Here is a 16,061-nt window from a genome sequence, read left to right on the forward strand (position 1 = left end):
CCACACTATGATTCACGAGACACTTTTATTCGTTAATCTAACGGTTTCCAATGAGGATCTTTGTCATCATGTTCATTTGGTTTTCTTACTAGCTCGATACATTCTTCATCACATGCTCCAAAAGCGTGGAAGTTTTGCTGAGCTTGTCTTAGAGATGGCTGATTCGCTCCACCACCTTCATCTGTTTTTTCAAATTGAAGCGGATCATCTTCCCAATAACAAATATCACATATTTCCCAAGAGCCGGGTGGTTCTTCATCTAACGTTTTATACCCACAACAAGGACATGTATATTTCGGCTTTGTTGATTCTATGGCTTCGTTGCGGACCTCTAATAAATAGTGTTTGAGTACATCATCTCTTCCACCATGCTTTTCGTACCAGTCTTGAATCTCTCTAACATGTGCCTCATCGCTGCGTATATTATTCTCTATTTCTATGTATTGTTCATAGCTGTCATATTCCCAAATGGCAAAGATCTCTACAGTCCCATCACCATTGTCTTTCATCCATCTTCCGATAAATCGTGTACCATGCTTCAATTGATTTGGTAAATTCGTACGATGAAAATGTTCATTAAAAATATCAACAAACTCTTCTTTTACTAAATAATATTTTCTTCGATAAAACATTTAATCAACCTTTTCGTCATTGGATGTCTGGCTACCAATGAATATAGCATACCATGAAAAATAATTACGGGTAATTATAAAATGAATTGATTTCAGAAATTTCTGGTGTTAGGATAGAAAATAATTAATGGTTAAACTTTTATATTTAAACGAAGGATTAACATGAATATTGAGTTAACAAGATTTCGAGTCAAAAAGGGACAATCAAAACGTGTTGATGAGTGGAGGGCTTTTTTAATTGAACATATGAAGGATGTCTTACTCACGTTAGAAGGCGAAAAAAATGTATGTCGAAACAATGTTTAGAGAACATCTCAATGGTGATAAATATCTGTATTGGTATTCTGTCCAAGGTGAAGGTGGACAAGATGTGGAGACTTCAAATCATTGGGTAGATAAAAAACATATCGCATTCTGGAATGAATGTGTTGACAAAACGTTTGAACCAGTTGATTTGAAAACAGAGGTCGTGATGATTCCAGATAGAATTAGGAAATTGCTGAGGTAGTTTGGCGTATCGAAAGGGTGTGAAGGTCATTAAATCTAATCAAATTTTTTCATACAATAAAGAAGTGAAAGTAGAATATACAGGTGAAGAAGTTCGTTTATCATCACGGCGTAAACAGGAAATTGAGAAGTTTTGGTTGGATGTTAATAAAGAGCAACAATTTTTTCGAGGTGACACATTTTCTATCCAATCGATTGTCGAACAGGACGATGTGATGAACATCAAGTTGAGTCTGACTGATTACGCCCATTATTTGCATACCGTTCGTCATCATATAACCGATCAAGAAGGTTGTAAAATTGTTTATGGTGCTGGTTTGATTGAAACGAAAGATGGCCAATTTGTTATTGGGAAAATGGCTTCCCACACAGCTTATCCCGACCGCCTGCAATGTGCTGGAGGAGGGTTAGGCTGGGAAGATATAACAGGCCGATATTTCAATGTAGAAAATAGTGTTTTAAGGGAAGTAAATGAAGAATTCGGCATTGAACATGACACGATTGAACAATGCACACCGATCTACCTCATGAAAACAGCTGGCTATGACCATTTAGTTATCTTATTTCATATAAAAATAGAATTGGTAGCAAGAGAGTTACTGGAAGATTATCAACGGTTTGCGACAGAATTAATTAGTCAAGGTGAAAAACCTGAATTTCAAGAAGTTATTTTTGTAGAGAAAAAACGTGATGCTGTCGAGCGCTTGTTTGAAGAAAATGCGCATCATGCTGTGGACTATTTATATCCCTTTTTAATGAAAATGGTTGATGATGAATAAATATAGTAAAGGGGAAGTAACATTTGCGAAAAGTTGAAGTTAGTTCATATAACGAAAGATGGCCCGCTATGTTTGAAGAAGAGGTTAAGATGCTTTATCACATTTTCGGAAAAGAAATCATTTCTATTCATCATATTGGTAGTACATCTGTACCAGGCCTACAAGCGAAACCAATCATCGACATCATGCCAGTTATCCGAGACATTCATTTGATTGATTCATATAATGAAGCCATGCGTGAAATCGGGTATATCCCTAAAGGAGAGAATGGTATTCATGGGCGAAGATATTTTCAAAAAGTTGGAAGCCAGCGCACACATCATGTGCATATGTTTCAAGTGGGAAGTAGCAACATTAAACGTCATTTAGCTTTTCGCGATTATTTGCGAGCTCATCGGGAGGTCAAAAAAAGGTATGGCGAGTTAAAGACTCAACTCGCCGAACAATATCCGTATGATATAGAGTCATATATAGAAGGAAAAAATGATATGGTTAAGAAAATAGAGCGAAAAGCGTTGCAATGGAAGCATGAGGCTTATTGAATATTTCTCATTTGAATCTTTAATATGACCTCTCGCGCTGAAACAACATCCCGAGACACCACGTCGGAGCTTCAATACAGCCTCTCACGCTGAAACAACGTCCCGAGACATCACGTTGAAGCTTCAAAGCGTTCTCTCGTGCTGAAACAACGTCCCGAGACATCACGTTGAAGCTTCAATACAGCCTCTCGCGCTGAAACAACGTCCCGAGACATCACGTTGGAGCTTCAATACAGCCTCTCGTGCTGAAATAACATCCCGAGACACCACGTTGGAGCTTCAATACAGCCTCTCACGCTGAAGCAACATCCCGAGACACCACGTTGAAGCTTCAATGCAGCCTCTCGCGCTGAAACAACATCCCGAGACACCACATTGGAGTCTCAATGCGTTCTCTCGTACTAAAAAAACGTCATGAGAATTCGCGTTGAGTACTCATGGGACCAAATCTCAACCGAATCCATGATATAACAAAGCGCCAGAGCCCAACGCAGTCTAATCTAAATCCTCACTCCGAGCGATTGCTTTGTTTTGCAGCGATTTCATCAGCCTTTGTTCGATGAACGGTTCCAAATGGGTGCTCAGGTGGTGCATAAATACTATAAAGTTTAAGTGGTTTTCTTCCTGTGTTAGTTATATTATGCCATTTGCCAGCTGGAACCATAATTGCATCATCTTCGGAAACATGGCGTTCAAACGTCAGGTTTTCTTTCGAATCGCCCATTTGTACCACTCCTCGACCCTCTTCAATACGTAAAAATTGATCCGTGTTTGGGTGGATTTCTAATCCAATATCTTCATTGACATTAATACTCATTAAGGTGACTTGTAGATAATCTCCAGTCCAAATAGCTGTTCGAAACGTTCGGTTTGCTTCTGCTGCGTCTTCAATGTCTAAAACAAAAGGTTGTTTTCCATAGTCTTTTAATACGATTCGTTGTCGTTCAGATTGATAAGGCATATAACCGAAATGCTTGCTGTTCTCTTCCATCTGAATCGGTGGATAAACAAAAGACCTTGTGCAAGTTGGAACATAGATATAACAAGGATAAGGGTACATATAAGATGTACGATACATTTTCGTCATTCCTTTCACAAATGCTACATCCATTTTATGCGTGGCATTTGTGAATGTGCCTAAACTTAAGTTTACTGTTGTTCCTGTAGTCGTAATAGTGCTAAACATATGATTCCAATTGATAATAATGTAATAGCGCTACTTACTTCAATGCTCTTCATCATATTAAGGACGAGTGTAGCGATACTAGCTCCTAATGCAACAGCTATCAAAATCAGGCGAAACAAGTTTTTTGTTTTCATAGAAATTCCTCATTTCTCTAGGTTATTAGTATACTAGCAATACTATGACATATACTCTATCTAAATAAATTTTAACATGTAAATGAACACAGAACACCGGTGAATAAATGACAATATTAAAACAAATGCCCAAATATGAATCCTTTTACGATAATAAAACGGTATTACGATGTAGATGATACAAAAACACTTGCAGAGTCACACCTAATGGATTTGTTTATTAAACTTTTCAGTCATGTTAGACATCTTTTTATACCTGTTATGTTAAAACTAATTTCCAAATATGTGAGCTATGGGATAATAAGGCAAAAGCGAGGTGTTGTTGAAAAATGGTATTACACATTAATCGAGTAAAGAAAGAATATGGAAACAAAGAAGCATTAAAATCCGTTTCATTAGTCATTCCAAAAGGGACTTGTTATGGATTAGTTGGTCCAAACGGAGCGGGTAAATCAACACTATTAAAAATCATCGCATCTATTATTCTAGATTATGATGGAAAAGTTCGATTAATGAATCCATCAAATCAAAATTTGAAAGAACAAATTGGTTATGTTCCGCAAGAAATTTGCTTGGAACAAAATCTATCAGCTATAAGTAATCTCTATTTTTTCGGTAAGCTGTATGGTTTAAAAGGACAAGAATTAAAAAGTCGGGCTATGGAAGTTTTAAAAGAAATTGGATTATCTGACCGAGCAAAGGATAAAGTGAAACAATTTTCTGGTGGGATGAAACGCCGTTTAAATATTGGCTGCGCCTTAATGCATCGCCCGAATATCTTGATTATGGATGAGCCGACGGTCGGTATCGACCCACAATCTCGTCGTTATATTTTTGAGATGATTAAGCAACTACAACAACAAGAGTGCACGATTATTTACGCGACACATTATATGGAAGAAGTTGAACAACTTTGTGATGAAGTCGCTTTTATTGACCATGGTGAAATCATTGAACAAGGTAGGGTTGACGATTTACTTCAACGGTACGCAATTCCTTCTGTTTTTGTAAAAGGAATGAAAGAGTTACCGGAACAGCTTATTACTTTAGGTGATATCACGCCACATAAAGATGGTCATTTAATTGCAACGAATCAATTCATTCCCGTTATGGAAACAATTTTACAACATTATCAAGAGGAATCAGATAAACTGTTGCGTCTAGAAATTGTTCGCCCACGACTTGAAGATGTGTTTATAACATTAACGGGAAGTGAATTACGAGATGGACAAAGGGGGCATGTATGATGGGAGCTATTTTCATATTAGAAATGAAAAAGAATCTTCAAGATAAAGGCCTATTATTTTGGATGGTTATTTTACCTATTATTTTTACGTATTTATTTATTGAGATTTTCACGTCTGGTGCAGATGATATGGCTAAACAGGAAATCATAACGTCTATTGTCCCAGGGTACACAGTCATGTTTGTCTTTTTTATTATGATTTCAATGGTAACAAGCTTTATAAAAGATCGTGATTCAGGGATGACGGCTCGTATAGCAAGCGCTCCAATTAAACCAAAATTTTATTTACTCGGAAAATGGCTCCCGTATATTGTTATTGTATGTGTGCAAATCTTTATTCTATTTGGTTTCGGAAAAGTAGTTTACGACATTAACTTGGAACAACCAATCTTGTTGACAAGTTTATCCATTATTTTAGCTTATATGGTAACGGGTTTAGGGTTGCTTCTTGCTTTAAGCGTTAAGACAGAAAACATGGGAATCGCTTTGACACAAGTCATAGCATTAGGTGGGGCACTTATTAGCGGTTTATGGGTTCCGATTGATATGATGCCAAACATGTTACAAAAAACGGCGGAGTTTTTACCACAATATTGGGCACATCAGGCTCTTCAAGATACGATGCATGGAACATTAGCTTATAAAGATTTCTTTATGGCAAGCGGTGTCTTATTGGCTTACGGCACATCAGGTTTCTTGTTAGCTGTTATACGATATGGTTCCTTCTTAAAAGTAGCACGAAGTTAAATAGCATGAGGTGAGAGATTGGAATGAAAGTAAACATCGATATTGACGAGAAGTACGACAAGACGTCTATAACTATTCAGACGAACGAATGGACAGAAGAATTGGATGAACTACTAAAAATAATTAAAGGTAGGCAAGCACAACGATTGTTTGGGATTGATCACGAGCAGACCGTTATATTAGCCCCGGATGACATTGATTATATTTATGCAGAAAATCGAAAAGTGTTTGCCGCATTAAAAAATAAAAAACATATTGAGATAAAAAAGAAACTGTATGAACTAGAAGAGTTACTTATACCTTATAGCTTTATACGATTTTCCAAGTCTGTAATCGGTAATTTAAAACAAATCCAACGTTTTGAACTCTCATTTAACGGTAATTTATGTGTTTACTTCCATTCGGGAAATAAAGAATATATCACGCGTCGATATGTTTCTTCTGTTAAAGAAAAATTACAAGGAGGGCAAGCGCATGATTAACAGAATATTACAGAAAACGACTATGGGGATAGCAGCTGGTGGCCTATTTACTTTTATCGCTTTAACAATGATCAAATTTACCCATATTGAATCAACAGTTGATGTTATTTGGCTTTATATGTTCGCTAGTTTAATCCTTGGGGTTTATTTCGGCTTGTCCTCCTTCATTTTTGAAATAGAAGCATGGAGTCCATTAAAACAAACGATCATTCATTTCCTCTTAACGATTGGTGGGTTCTTTTTAATCGCCATACCAATTGGTTGGATTCCACTTCGTTTCGATACTATTACCGTTGGAATCATCATATTCTCAGTTATATATATGTTAAATTGGACCAGCTTTTATTTTTATTATAAAAAAGTGGCAGATAAAATGAATAAACAACTACACACTAATAAGTAATGAAAAGCGAATGTGACTTTAAGTTCGTCACATTCGCTTTCTTGTTAAATATCCATTTCGCTATATTGTTTTCCAAAGCCCAATTTTTTTAAGTCAATTTTAGTCGAAATGATACCAATCAAAATAAGTGCTGCTCCGAGATAACCTTTTGCCGATAGGACTTCACCGACAAAGACAAAGCCAAAGAGAGCCGCAAAAACGGGTTCTAAAGAGAAGATTAAACCCGTTCGTGTTGGAGTTGTATATTGTTGGGCAATCGTTTGACCGATAAACCCAATGGCACTACAAAAGATTCCTAATGCTAGAACCGCAATCCACGCTTCAGTTGTGCCTGGCATCACTGGGTTTTCAAAAATAAATGAAAAGATAAACCCGAATAGTCCGGCAAAACCGAGTTGAACGACACCGAGGTTAATCGAATCAACGTGTTTCGTAACTCGGTCAGTCACAATGATATATAGTGCATAAAAGATGGCACCTAATGTGATAAGGAAATCACCTTTATTTAAATTTAAGCCATTATTTAATGTTAAAAGTCCAATCCCAATAAGAGCAATAGAAATACCGAAAATAGTTTTTGCATCAGGTACTTTTTTGAAAAAGATTGCCATCAGTAATGGGACGAAAACAATGGTTAAGCTAAAAATAAAACCCGCATTTGAAATAGACGTATCATTCATCCCAATCGTAACGGTTGATAACGTACCAAATAGAAAGAATCCAAGTAAAGCCCCGTATTTTATGATAGTCATATCAACCTGTTTTAACCGTTTATAAAACACAGCTGCCGAAATGACAAACGCTAGAACAAAGCGTAGACCGACTAAATTAAATTCAGGAATGGTGTTTATCCCCATTTTCATAAATAAGTAGGATGAACCCCATAACATCGTGACGAATAACATCATTAAATCGCCTTTTAATTGCTTATTTTTAAGTTCATTGTTTCCTTTGGCTTGCATTGAATTCACCACCCGATACGAAAAATTTGATTAATATCTAGTATAATAGTAAGTTTAAAATAAATAAAATGAATGTTTTTTGATGTTTGCATGAAAAAAAATCATGTAATAGTTTTCAATAATTTTAGAAGGGATGGATAGCTATGTCACTCGTAAAATTTACTATATTTCATAAGGTTGTTGAATTAGGTAGTTTGACAAAAGCGGGAGAAGAACTGAATCTTTCCCAATCTGCAGTGAGTCATGCGATTGCCAGTTTAGAGGATAATTGGGGATTTCCAATACTTCATCGTGGACGTTCAGGGATTACTTTAACGAGTAATGGCGAACGTATTCTGAAGTACGTTAGGGAAATATTGCAATGGTATGAAGAAATGGAACAAGAGATTGCTGATATTAACGGTATTGAAATTGGAACGATTCGAATTGGCACGTTTTCAAGTGTTTCTGTTCAGTGGCTTCCAGAAATTTTAAAAGAATTCAGCCGTTACCATCCCACTATTGACATTGAACTATTTGAAGGGGATTATGATGAAATCGAGGAGTGGATTTACAAAGGTGAAGTTGACTTTGGCTTTGTCTCGATACCAACATCATACAATTTTGAAGTCATCCCTTTGAAGAAAGATCGCATGCTCTGCATTTTTCCCGACGATCATCCACTTGCATATAAAAGCGAAGTCAGCTTTTCTGAAATTGAAGAAGAACCCCTTATCCGGGCCAAAAAGGGGAGTGACAATGACTTGAAAAGAATTTTAAAAGAAAATAATGTCGTCCCTAATGTAAAATTCGAATTAGAAGATGATCAAGCAATTTTTTCCATGGTGCAGTATGGGATGGGGATAAGTATATTACCTGAAATGGCTTTATATCGCTTGCCGAAAAACATCCGTGTGCTTAATTTAGAAAAAGAAAGTTATCGTACAATCGGTATTGCTGCTAAATCATTTAACACGCTTTCTCCAGCTACAAAAAAATTTATCGAATACTTAAAACCATGGTCCAGACATGTACCTGAAAGATTACCACGGGTTGAGGAATAGGATGGAATCCATACGATTAAAATATAAAAAGTAGGATAAAAGTGAAGTAATAATATTTTGCAAAAATTGCAACATGTGCTTTAATGTATTAAAGAGATAAAAGGAGAGGCGATCAATGACGATTCATCATCATAATCATCCTTATACGACAATTCATGATTTTCATTCGCATAGTCATATTGGATGGGATAATTCAATTGAACCGATTGCTGAAGTTGATTCTGGACAAACGATAAGCTATGAAATTGTAGAAGCATCAGGTGGTCAATTTAACCGCAAATCGACAGCGGAAGATGTTAAAAATGTTGACTTTTCAAAACTGAATCCTGTGGCAGGGCCGATTTATATTAAAGGAGCTAAGCCAGGGGATACACTTGAAGTAGAAATGCTTGATTTTCGTCAATTGGAGTGGGGATGGACAGCGATTGTTCCGGGATTCGGTTTATTAGCAGACGATTTTCCTGATCCTGCTATAAAAATTATTGATCTTGCTAATCGGAAGAAAGCAGAATTTTTACCTGGTATCGATATTTTTGTTAAACCTTTCCCGGGTACAATTGGTGTGGCATTAAAAGAACCAGGAAACCATAGTATTGTTCCGCCACGTCATAATGGTGGTAATATGGATATTCGTCATCTTATAAAAGGAACGAAACTGTATTTACCAGTTCAAGTTGAGGGTGCATTGTTTTCAATTGGTGATACACACGCTGCCCAAGGTGATGGTGAAGTATGTGGTACAGCTATCGAAGCTTCTATGGAGGCAACTGTTCGTTTTAAATTGCATAAGGGTAAAGCGATTGCTGAACCACGCTATGAAATTCCAGGTCCACCAACGCCTGAAGCAGATAGTATGGGTTATTATGTGACGACAGGCCATGGTCCTGACTTGTATAAGGCGTCACAAAATGCGATTCGCTATATGATTGAGCACATCGTTGATACATATGGCGTTTCAGACGAAGAAGCCTATATGCTATGTAGTATTGCTGTAGATTTAAGGATAAGTGAGATTGTTGATGCACCAAATTGGCTCGTATCAGCTTTCTTACCAAATGCGATTTTTAGATGAGATTTTACTGAGGTTACGTTGAGGCTCTAATATAACCGTAATGGCGTATGTTTTGGTTAAGTTAGTACTTAATGTGACCTCGTTTTTGTTCTTAAACAATATTAGGTGCGTTGAAGGTCTCAATGCTATGTAATATTTTTCCTCATCACAAGAATAGCTGCATTGCGGGCTTCACTTTACTCTATATATTCTAACTCCACAGAAACAAGGACCTTATACTGAAAAATATTCGATACTGATAATAGTTGGTTGAGGTGACATATGAGGTTTTTCCTGCAAGTTGGAATCTAGTTAATTACTCCACTCGTTGCCCCGTCCACTTTACTCCCGAATTAGTATCTATCAGAAATTTATTACAAATTCCCTTTCTTACCAAGCTAAGTTGAATGATAACATAATTCACCCAGTTTTTTTGTTTTAGAATCCTTCTCATAGTTCGTACCTGATAGACCGCTCTATCCGTTGCGGTTTTGCCTTTTTCTCCGAGTTCGCATCCGGTAGACCACTCCACTCAAATACTCTTTCATTAAAATATCATCATTGGTTATATTAAAAATGTTGAATAGTAAATAGGTCAAACGAATGATATTCTTATTGAGTTTTTTAAGTCAATAACGTAAACTTTACTATGTTTAAATTCATCTAATGTTACAACTTGAAATATAGGGGGATGATCATGTGAAACACTTACGAGTATTATTTATTTTTATTTTACTTTTATTTTTCGGAGCATGTAGTGGGAAAATAGAAGAAAATATGTCTGAGCAATTACCGGAGTTTGAGTATACAACTCAGGATGGTGAAAAGTTAGGCTTGAATGATTTAAAAGGCGAATGGTGGTTAGCAAGTTTCGTATATACAAATTGTAAAACAGTATGTCCAGTTATGACAAAAAACATGGCAAAACTTCAAAATGAATTAAAAGAGAATAAACTTGATATTCAAATTGTGTCTTTTAGTGTAGACCCTGAATTCGACACACCAGAAATTTTAAAAGAATATGCTCAAGGTTACGATGTGGATTTTTCAAATTGGACATTTTTGACAGGTTATGATTTTGCTACGATTAAGGACTTATCGATGAACCACTTCAAAACGTCATTACAAAAAGCAAGTCCTGGTACAGGTAATGATCAGATTGCTCATGGGACAAATTTTTTTCTAGTAAATCCAAAAGGAAAAATAGTGAAAAAGTATGACGGTGTAGGAGATAAAGGGCAGGATCAAGCACTTTTAGACATAAAAGCACTTCAGTAAATTCTATTAGTCATGAGTTAATTGAATAGTCGCATATTAAACAACATATACAACTTATTTACATTTGAAATCGGGAGGTATCAAGTATATAATAGCAGATGTGCTTTTTTTTAAAACCTACTAGATGATAAAAATTCTAGTTAAAGGGAGTTTACTTTTGGGAATGGAGGAAAGGACATCATGACAGATAAAAATACAAAACAAACGTCTGACATGAATAAACAAGACCCGCAACAACAAGCAGACGGCATGGGGCGCCGAAAATTTATTAAAAACACAGGTCTTGTTTTAGGAGGAGTAATTGGTGGATCTTTATTTGGTGGATTGATTACGAATAATTTGAAATCAGATCAGACCTCAACGGATACCAATGTGGAAGACGATGGGAAGGATGCACGAATTTTCTTCAACCGCAAAGAGGATTTTGATGTGTTGAAAGCAGCAGTTGAACGCATTTACCCAGAAGACGATAATGGGCCAGGAGCTATATGGTTAGGTGTTCCGTATTTTATTGACCGTCAGTTAGCTGGAGAATTTGGTCAAAACGGAAAAGATTATATGCAAGGTCCATTTAAAGAAATTAATAATAGTGAACGTTATCAGTCACGTCTTAACCGTGGCGATATGATGCTTGAAGGTTTAAGAACAATGAATCAGGTAAGTTTGAAGAAACATGATAAACGTTTCCATGAAATTGAAGGAGATCAGCAAGACGAAATCCTAAAAGCTTTTGAAGACGGTAAAGAGAAAATGAGAGGGGCTTCATCTAAATCATTCTTCCAACTTCTTCGTCAGATGACAATTGAAGGAGCATATGCTGATCCATTATACGGTGGAAATAGAGATATGATGGGCTGGAAAATGCGTGAATTCCCTGGACCACGTCCGGCTTATATCAATGATATTGAATCAGAGGAATTTGTAAAACAAGAGCCTATTAGTTTAAAAGACTATCAACCGTAATTTAATATATATAGATTAATAACTTTTCAGCAAAGGGTTACAGAGGAGGATTTAGGTCATGCCTAAAAAACTAGATAAAGTAGATGTCGTTGTTGTCGGTACAGGCTGGTCAGGCGGTGTCGTAGCAGCTGAACTTGCTAAAGCTGGTTATAAAGTTGTCGCACTTGAGCGTGGCGAAGAAAAATCAACAAACGACTATATTGGTGCAAAAGACGAACTACGTTATATGTCTCGTAAATATATTATGCAAGATTTAAGTTTAGAAACAATTACATCTAGAACATCAATGGATGAAACAGCACTACCAGTTCGTACACAGGATGAAATGATGGTAGGTAACCACTTGGGTGGTAGTAGTGTTCACTGGGCAGGTGCTACATATCGTTACAACCCGTTCGAATTCGAAATTCGTTCTGAAATAGAGAAGCGTTATGGGAAAGATCGTGTCCCTGAAGGTTCACTATTACGTGATTGGGGTATCTCATATGATGACTTTGAAAAGTATTATGATCGTTGGGAGAAAACAGCTGGTATTTCTGGTGAAGAAGATCCACTAGGTGCAAAACGCTCTTCACCTTATCCGAACCCACCAACAGTAGATACACCAAACTTACGTTTATTTAAAGATGCAGCAAAAGAACTTGGATATCACCCATTCCAGATTTCTTCTGCAAACGTGACGCAAACTTATGAAAATCCGGATGGTGAAGTGATTAACCAGTGTCAGTATTGTTCATATTGTACACATTACGGTTGTGATTTCGGTGCTAAGTCTGATCCAATTGTAACGGTTATTCCAACAGCACAAAAAACAGGTAACTTCGAACTAAGAACACATGCTTATGCCCGTCGTGTGACGTATGACGGTAAAAAAGCAACAGGTGTCATTTATGTTGACATGATGACGGGACAAGAATACGAGCAACCTGCAGATGTTGTTGTTCTTGGTGCCTTCACATTAGCAAATAACCGTCTACTATTAATGTCGAAAATTGGAAAACCTTACGATCCAAAAACACAAACAGGTGTTATTGGTCGTAACTTTACAGGACAATTTAATATTACATTCCTAGGTGCTAGAGGTTTCTTTAAAGATAAGAAATTTAACCTACACATGGGTGGCGGTGCTTTAGGTTCTACATTCAGTGACTTAACTGGAGAACACATCGATAACTCTAAAACAGACTTCTTACATGGTGGTGGAGTCGAAATTAGACAGTACGGTGATGCACCAATCAACAATAACCCAGTACCTAAAGGAACACCATCTTGGGGTAAAGAGTGGAAAGAAAAATCATTATTCTATGCGAACCGTAGTCTAAACGTATGGTTTACACCTGGGGTACTTCCTTGGTGGCATAACTATTTAGATTTAGACCCAACTTATACAGATGCATTTGGTGATCCATTACTTCGTGTTACAAATAAATATACTGATCAAGACCGCAATATCGCTAAATTCGGTATTAAAAAATGTAAAGAAGTGATGGAAAAAATGGGTGCCGATATTATTGATGTGGATGAAGTTCCAGAAGAATTTGACCACGTTTATAACGGTGCACACTATGCTGGTGGTGTGACAATGGGTACAGATCCTGAAACATCAGCAGTAAACACATACCTACAAATGTGGGATGCAGAGAACTTATTCGTTGTAGGTGCTTCAGCAATGCCACACTTTGGCGATCGTCACCCAACGGCAACAGTTGGCGCACTTGCATACCGTGCAGCTGAAGGTGTTGAAAAATACCTTGAAAAAGGTGGTGGCTTACTTTTAAAACCGGAAAAATAATGGTTTAATAGAGTAAGAGATACTTTTTGTTTTAAGTTTATAGATATGCTACCTTGGAGGTGGAATAATGGGAATCGCTAATATCGGTATACCCGGTTTAATCCTAATTGTTTGCTTAGCATTAATTATTTTTGGCCCAAATAAATTACCCGAGATTGGTAAAGCTGCTGGACAGACATTACGTGAATTCAAGAAATCAACAAGTGGTCTTATGAATGAAGACGCTGATGATAAGAAGAAAGATAAACAAGAAAAGCAAGCATAAAATCGATACTGAATGAGCATTTTCTTTTTTTAGAAAGTGGCTCATTCTTTTTTTTATTGAAAGTATTTATTCGTAAAAAATGCCATGACGAAGCCTGCTCAATAAATATGAGTAAAGTAAAAACTATTTTAAGTGGTTCTGTTTCTCTATGATTTCCAGTAACTCAATAATTCGTTCATTCTGATCAATCAACGTATTGTTCTGTTGACGTAGTCTAGCGAAATCGAAGCAGAAGACAATTAAAATAATGACGATAAAAATCTCAATCAATTTTCATACTCTCCTTTAATGAAAATACGGAAATTTCACTATTTAAATTTTACACGAGAAACAGATGTAAGTAAATATCTATCCTTTTTAAGAAACCTTTAGACGAATAAAACGTATACCATATTAGATGAATCAAGGGGGAAATCTAGTGGGGATTTTTTTTGAATTTTTAGGTGCCTTTTTCGAAGTCTTTGAAATTGCTTTATACTATATGTTTAAAAACCCGGATGAAGATGATATTAATAAAAACATTAGGGAATTAAAGAAATATGCTTGGTTTCAAGATTTTTTACAAGATGGGAGAATAAGAGAACTAATTGTTCATGATAAGAAGATTCGCCGAGTCATTGGAAAAATGAATTATAAGAAATTTGATCGTCCTTTTTACCAGTATAGATGTGAAGAAAAGTTAAGAAAAATATTAATGAAAAAAATGTATACTGAATAATTCGCCATGAAGCCTAAGCAATAGTAAATCAGACCGAACATATAGGTACTGAGTATAAGAAAATGATTGAAATATTATTTTGCTCATGCTATTATATTATAAAATAATAGCCTTTAAACTGGTCCAGAGAGACCAAAAAGGATTCGATGAATAGACGACAACGTATGTTTAATTATGTCTTTTTATGCCCTTTTGTCCTCTGCGACAGAAGGGCTTTTTGTATGTTAACTCTTTTAAATAATGTCCTGTGAGGCTTGAAAAGAGAATGGGTTGTGACATCCATTCCTTCAAGAACCATCAAGAATATCTTACAGAGAGAAATTATCATTTGAGGGGTGGAAGGAATAATGAACTATCAAAAGAAAACGGTTGTCGCTTCAACAGCAGGTTTAACATTAGAAGGCATGGATATTATGTTTGTATCCTTCGCGATGTCGATGATTGTCGCAGAGTTTCAAATTGATTTTGCTGCTGGGGGACTTATTTCTTCGGTTACAAATATAGGCATGCTTATTGGTGGTATATTATTTGGGATATTAGCTGATCGTTATGGACGTGTTCGAATATTTACGTATACAATATTTTTATTTGCTATTGGAACCGCATTAACAGGACTTGCGACAAATATGGAGCAAGTATATATATTTCGCTTTATTGCTGGTCTCGGCGCTGGTGGAGAGTATGGGATTGGAATGGCACTCGTAGCAGAGGCATGGCCAAAAGAAAAACAAGGACGCGTTTCATCCTATGTAAGTACAGGCGCCCAGTTTGGTGTTATATTAGCTGCATTACTAAGCGCTATCATACTTCCGCATTTAGGTTGGAGAGCTTTATTCTTCGTCGGTTTACTCCCAGTCATATTTGCTTATTTTGTTCGTAAAAATTTAGACGAGTCTCCAGAATGGCTAGCTACACAAAAGAATAAGGAAAATAACGAAGAATTAGAGGAAAAACAAGGTAAATTAAGTCTTCTGTTTAATTCACCTAAAACAGCTTTTACAACGATTGCTTTAGCCATCATGGCAACTGTACAAATAGCTGGTTATAATGGTTTAATGATATGGTTGCCATCGATGTTACAGAAATCACAAGGACTTTCTGTATCAAGTTCTGCATTATGGACAATAAGTACAGCTGTTGGGATGATTATTGGGATGCTAACGTTTGGGCAAATTATGGATCGTCTCGGTGCAAAACTATCTTATGGTATTTTCTTACTAGCATCCGCCAGTGCCGTTTTTTTATATTCTTTTGCAGCCGGAAGTGCTGGTGTATTAATCGGAGGGGCAATTGTTGGCTTTTTCTCTAATGGTATGTTTGCGGGCTACGGT

At 36.5% G+C, this 16,061-nt stretch carries 19 protein-coding genes and 2 pseudogenes; 15 read left to right on the forward strand and 6 right to left on the reverse strand.

What is annotated here, in order from left to right; genetic code table 11:
- Positions 1 to 32: 32 nt before the first annotated feature.
- Together VIG73_RS05450 and VIG73_RS05455 are read right to left on the reverse strand one after the other, a co-directional pair.
- Positions 33 to 314, reverse strand: a complete 282-nt coding sequence (locus VIG73_RS05450) for a CPCC family cysteine-rich protein (protein ID WP_331639794.1) — start codon at positions 312 to 314, stop codon at positions 33 to 35.
- Positions 303 to 632, reverse strand: a pseudogene (locus VIG73_RS05455) (NIPSNAP family protein); the annotation flags it as partial. The gene VIG73_RS05450 and the pseudogene VIG73_RS05455, both read right to left, overlap by 12 nt.
- A 162-nt stretch (positions 633 to 794) precedes the next feature.
- Here VIG73_RS05455 and VIG73_RS05460 point away from each other — a divergent pair.
- The 3 genes and pseudogenes from VIG73_RS05460 (at position 795) to VIG73_RS05470 (ending at position 2,460) form a co-directional block, all read left to right on the forward strand.
- A pseudogene (locus VIG73_RS05460) lies at positions 795 to 1,140 on the forward strand (DUF6176 family protein).
- A gap of 1 nt (position 1,141) precedes the next feature.
- A complete protein-coding gene (locus VIG73_RS05465) occupies positions 1,142 to 1,918 on the forward strand; it encodes a hypothetical protein (RefSeq protein WP_331639757.1) in 777 nt (258 codons plus the stop codon).
- Positions 1,919 to 1,941: 23 nt separating this feature from the next.
- Positions 1,942 to 2,460 (forward strand): GrpB family protein, encoded by a 519-nt coding sequence (locus tag VIG73_RS05470; protein WP_331639758.1) that lies wholly within the window; start codon positions 1,942 to 1,944, stop codon positions 2,458 to 2,460.
- Positions 2,461 to 2,968: 508 nt separating this feature from the next.
- Here VIG73_RS05470 and VIG73_RS05475 read toward each other — a convergent pair.
- Together VIG73_RS05475 and VIG73_RS05480 are read right to left on the reverse strand one after the other, a co-directional pair.
- Entirely contained in the window at positions 2,969 to 3,538 is a 570-nt protein-coding gene (locus VIG73_RS05475) for a cupin domain-containing protein (RefSeq protein ID WP_331639796.1), read from the reverse strand.
- A 71-nt stretch (positions 3,539 to 3,609) separates the two neighbouring features.
- Positions 3,610 to 3,780, reverse strand: a complete 171-nt coding sequence (locus VIG73_RS05480; protein ID WP_331639760.1) for a hypothetical protein — start codon at positions 3,778 to 3,780, stop codon at positions 3,610 to 3,612.
- A 329-nt stretch (positions 3,781 to 4,109) separates the two neighbouring features.
- Between VIG73_RS05480 and VIG73_RS05485 the strand changes: the two genes are divergently transcribed.
- Genes VIG73_RS05485 through VIG73_RS05500 form a run of 4 tightly spaced genes read left to right on the forward strand, consistent with a single transcriptional unit; the run spans position 4,110 to position 6,658 of the window.
- Positions 4,110 to 5,027 (forward strand): ABC transporter ATP-binding protein, encoded by a 918-nt coding sequence (locus VIG73_RS05485; RefSeq protein ID WP_331639762.1) that lies wholly within the window; start codon positions 4,110 to 4,112, stop codon positions 5,025 to 5,027.
- Entirely contained in the window at positions 5,027 to 5,773 is a 747-nt protein-coding gene (locus VIG73_RS05490) for an ABC transporter permease (protein ID WP_331639764.1), read from the forward strand. Before VIG73_RS05485 ends, VIG73_RS05490 begins: the two co-directional genes overlap by 1 nt.
- Positions 5,774 to 5,796: 23 nt before the next feature.
- On the forward strand, positions 5,797 to 6,255 hold the full coding sequence (locus tag VIG73_RS05495; RefSeq protein ID WP_331639766.1) for a LytTR family DNA-binding domain-containing protein: 459 nt from the start codon (positions 5,797 to 5,799) through the stop codon (positions 6,253 to 6,255).
- Complete coding sequence (locus tag VIG73_RS05500) at positions 6,248 to 6,658, forward strand: DUF3021 domain-containing protein (RefSeq protein ID WP_331639768.1); 411 nt, start codon at positions 6,248 to 6,250, stop codon at positions 6,656 to 6,658. Before VIG73_RS05495 ends, VIG73_RS05500 begins: the two co-directional genes overlap by 8 nt.
- A gap of 44 nt (positions 6,659 to 6,702) precedes the next feature.
- Here the strand turns inward: VIG73_RS05500 and VIG73_RS05505 are convergent, their stop codons facing one another.
- A complete protein-coding gene (locus tag VIG73_RS05505) occupies positions 6,703 to 7,620 on the reverse strand; it encodes a DMT family transporter (protein WP_331639770.1) in 918 nt (305 codons plus the stop codon).
- Positions 7,621 to 7,763: 143 nt separating this feature from the next.
- On the opposite strand from VIG73_RS05505, the gene VIG73_RS05510 reads away from it, so the two are divergent.
- The 6 genes from VIG73_RS05510 to VIG73_RS05535 all read left to right on the forward strand — a co-directional run bounded on the left by VIG73_RS05510 (position 7,764) and on the right by VIG73_RS05535 (position 14,012).
- Positions 7,764 to 8,663: a LysR family transcriptional regulator gene (locus VIG73_RS05510; protein WP_331639772.1), complete on the forward strand. Its 900-nt coding sequence runs from the start codon at positions 7,764 to 7,766 to the stop codon at positions 8,661 to 8,663.
- Between the two features lie 115 nt (positions 8,664 to 8,778).
- Positions 8,779 to 9,735 carry an acetamidase/formamidase family protein gene (locus tag VIG73_RS05515; RefSeq protein WP_331639774.1) on the forward strand — a complete coding sequence of 319 codons (957 nt, stop codon included), beginning with the start codon at positions 8,779 to 8,781 and terminating at the stop codon, positions 9,733 to 9,735.
- Between the two features lie 678 nt (positions 9,736 to 10,413).
- On the forward strand, positions 10,414 to 10,992 hold the full coding sequence (locus VIG73_RS05520; protein ID WP_331639776.1) for an SCO family protein: 579 nt from the start codon (positions 10,414 to 10,416) through the stop codon (positions 10,990 to 10,992).
- A 180-nt stretch (positions 10,993 to 11,172) separates the two neighbouring features.
- Complete coding sequence (locus tag VIG73_RS05525; RefSeq protein ID WP_331639778.1) at positions 11,173 to 11,955, forward strand: gluconate 2-dehydrogenase subunit 3 family protein; 783 nt, start codon at positions 11,173 to 11,175, stop codon at positions 11,953 to 11,955.
- Between the two features lie 58 nt (positions 11,956 to 12,013).
- Positions 12,014 to 13,747 carry a GMC family oxidoreductase gene (locus VIG73_RS05530; protein WP_331639779.1) on the forward strand — a complete coding sequence of 578 codons (1,734 nt, stop codon included), beginning with the start codon at positions 12,014 to 12,016 and terminating at the stop codon, positions 13,745 to 13,747.
- A gap of 67 nt (positions 13,748 to 13,814) precedes the next feature.
- On the forward strand, positions 13,815 to 14,012 hold the full coding sequence (locus VIG73_RS05535) for a twin-arginine translocase TatA/TatE family subunit (RefSeq protein WP_331639781.1): 198 nt from the start codon (positions 13,815 to 13,817) through the stop codon (positions 14,010 to 14,012).
- A 123-nt stretch (positions 14,013 to 14,135) separates the two neighbouring features.
- Here the strand turns inward: VIG73_RS05535 and VIG73_RS05540 are convergent, their stop codons facing one another.
- Entirely contained in the window at positions 14,136 to 14,282 is a 147-nt protein-coding gene (locus VIG73_RS05540; protein ID WP_331639784.1) for a hypothetical protein, read from the reverse strand.
- A 148-nt stretch (positions 14,283 to 14,430) separates the two neighbouring features.
- On the opposite strand from VIG73_RS05540, the gene VIG73_RS05545 reads away from it, so the two are divergent.
- Positions 14,431 to 14,730 carry a hypothetical protein gene (locus VIG73_RS05545; RefSeq protein WP_331639786.1) on the forward strand — a complete coding sequence of 100 codons (300 nt, stop codon included), beginning with the start codon at positions 14,431 to 14,433 and terminating at the stop codon, positions 14,728 to 14,730.
- A gap of 347 nt (positions 14,731 to 15,077) precedes the next feature.
- A partial coding sequence (locus VIG73_RS05550) for an MFS transporter (RefSeq protein WP_331639788.1) occupies positions 15,078 to 16,061 on the forward strand: 984 nt, incomplete at its 3' end.

It is taken from the genome of Cerasibacillus sp., from assembly GCF_036516575.1.
GTDB lineage: Bacteria > Bacillota > Bacilli > Bacillales > Amphibacillaceae > Cerasibacillus.

Excerpts from the sequence above, each read along its gene's own strand:
- VIG73_RS05475 (WP_331639796.1), bottom strand. The coding sequence starts at position 3,538 with ATGTATCGTACATCTTATATGTACCCTTATCCTTGTTATATCTATGTT.
- VIG73_RS05480 (WP_331639760.1), bottom strand. The coding sequence starts at position 3,780 with ATGAAAACAAAAAACTTGTTTCGCCTGATTTTGATAGCTGTTGCATTA.
- VIG73_RS05485 (WP_331639762.1), top strand. The coding sequence starts at position 4,110 with ATGGTATTACACATTAATCGAGTAAAGAAAGAATATGGAAACAAAGAA.
- VIG73_RS05490 (WP_331639764.1), top strand. The coding sequence starts at position 5,027 with ATGGGAGCTATTTTCATATTAGAAATGAAAAAGAATCTTCAAGATAAA.
- VIG73_RS05495 (WP_331639766.1), top strand. The coding sequence starts at position 5,797 with ATGAAAGTAAACATCGATATTGACGAGAAGTACGACAAGACGTCTATA.
- VIG73_RS05500 (WP_331639768.1), top strand. The coding sequence starts at position 6,248 with ATGATTAACAGAATATTACAGAAAACGACTATGGGGATAGCAGCTGGT.
- VIG73_RS05505 (WP_331639770.1), bottom strand. The coding sequence starts at position 7,620 with ATGCAAGCCAAAGGAAACAATGAACTTAAAAATAAGCAATTAAAAGGC.
- VIG73_RS05510 (WP_331639772.1), top strand. The coding sequence starts at position 7,764 with ATGTCACTCGTAAAATTTACTATATTTCATAAGGTTGTTGAATTAGGT.
- VIG73_RS05515 (WP_331639774.1), top strand. The coding sequence starts at position 8,779 with ATGACGATTCATCATCATAATCATCCTTATACGACAATTCATGATTTT.
- VIG73_RS05525 (WP_331639778.1), top strand. The coding sequence starts at position 11,173 with ATGACAGATAAAAATACAAAACAAACGTCTGACATGAATAAACAAGAC.
- VIG73_RS05530 (WP_331639779.1), top strand. The coding sequence starts at position 12,014 with ATGCCTAAAAAACTAGATAAAGTAGATGTCGTTGTTGTCGGTACAGGC.
- VIG73_RS05535 (WP_331639781.1), top strand. The coding sequence starts at position 13,815 with ATGGGAATCGCTAATATCGGTATACCCGGTTTAATCCTAATTGTTTGC.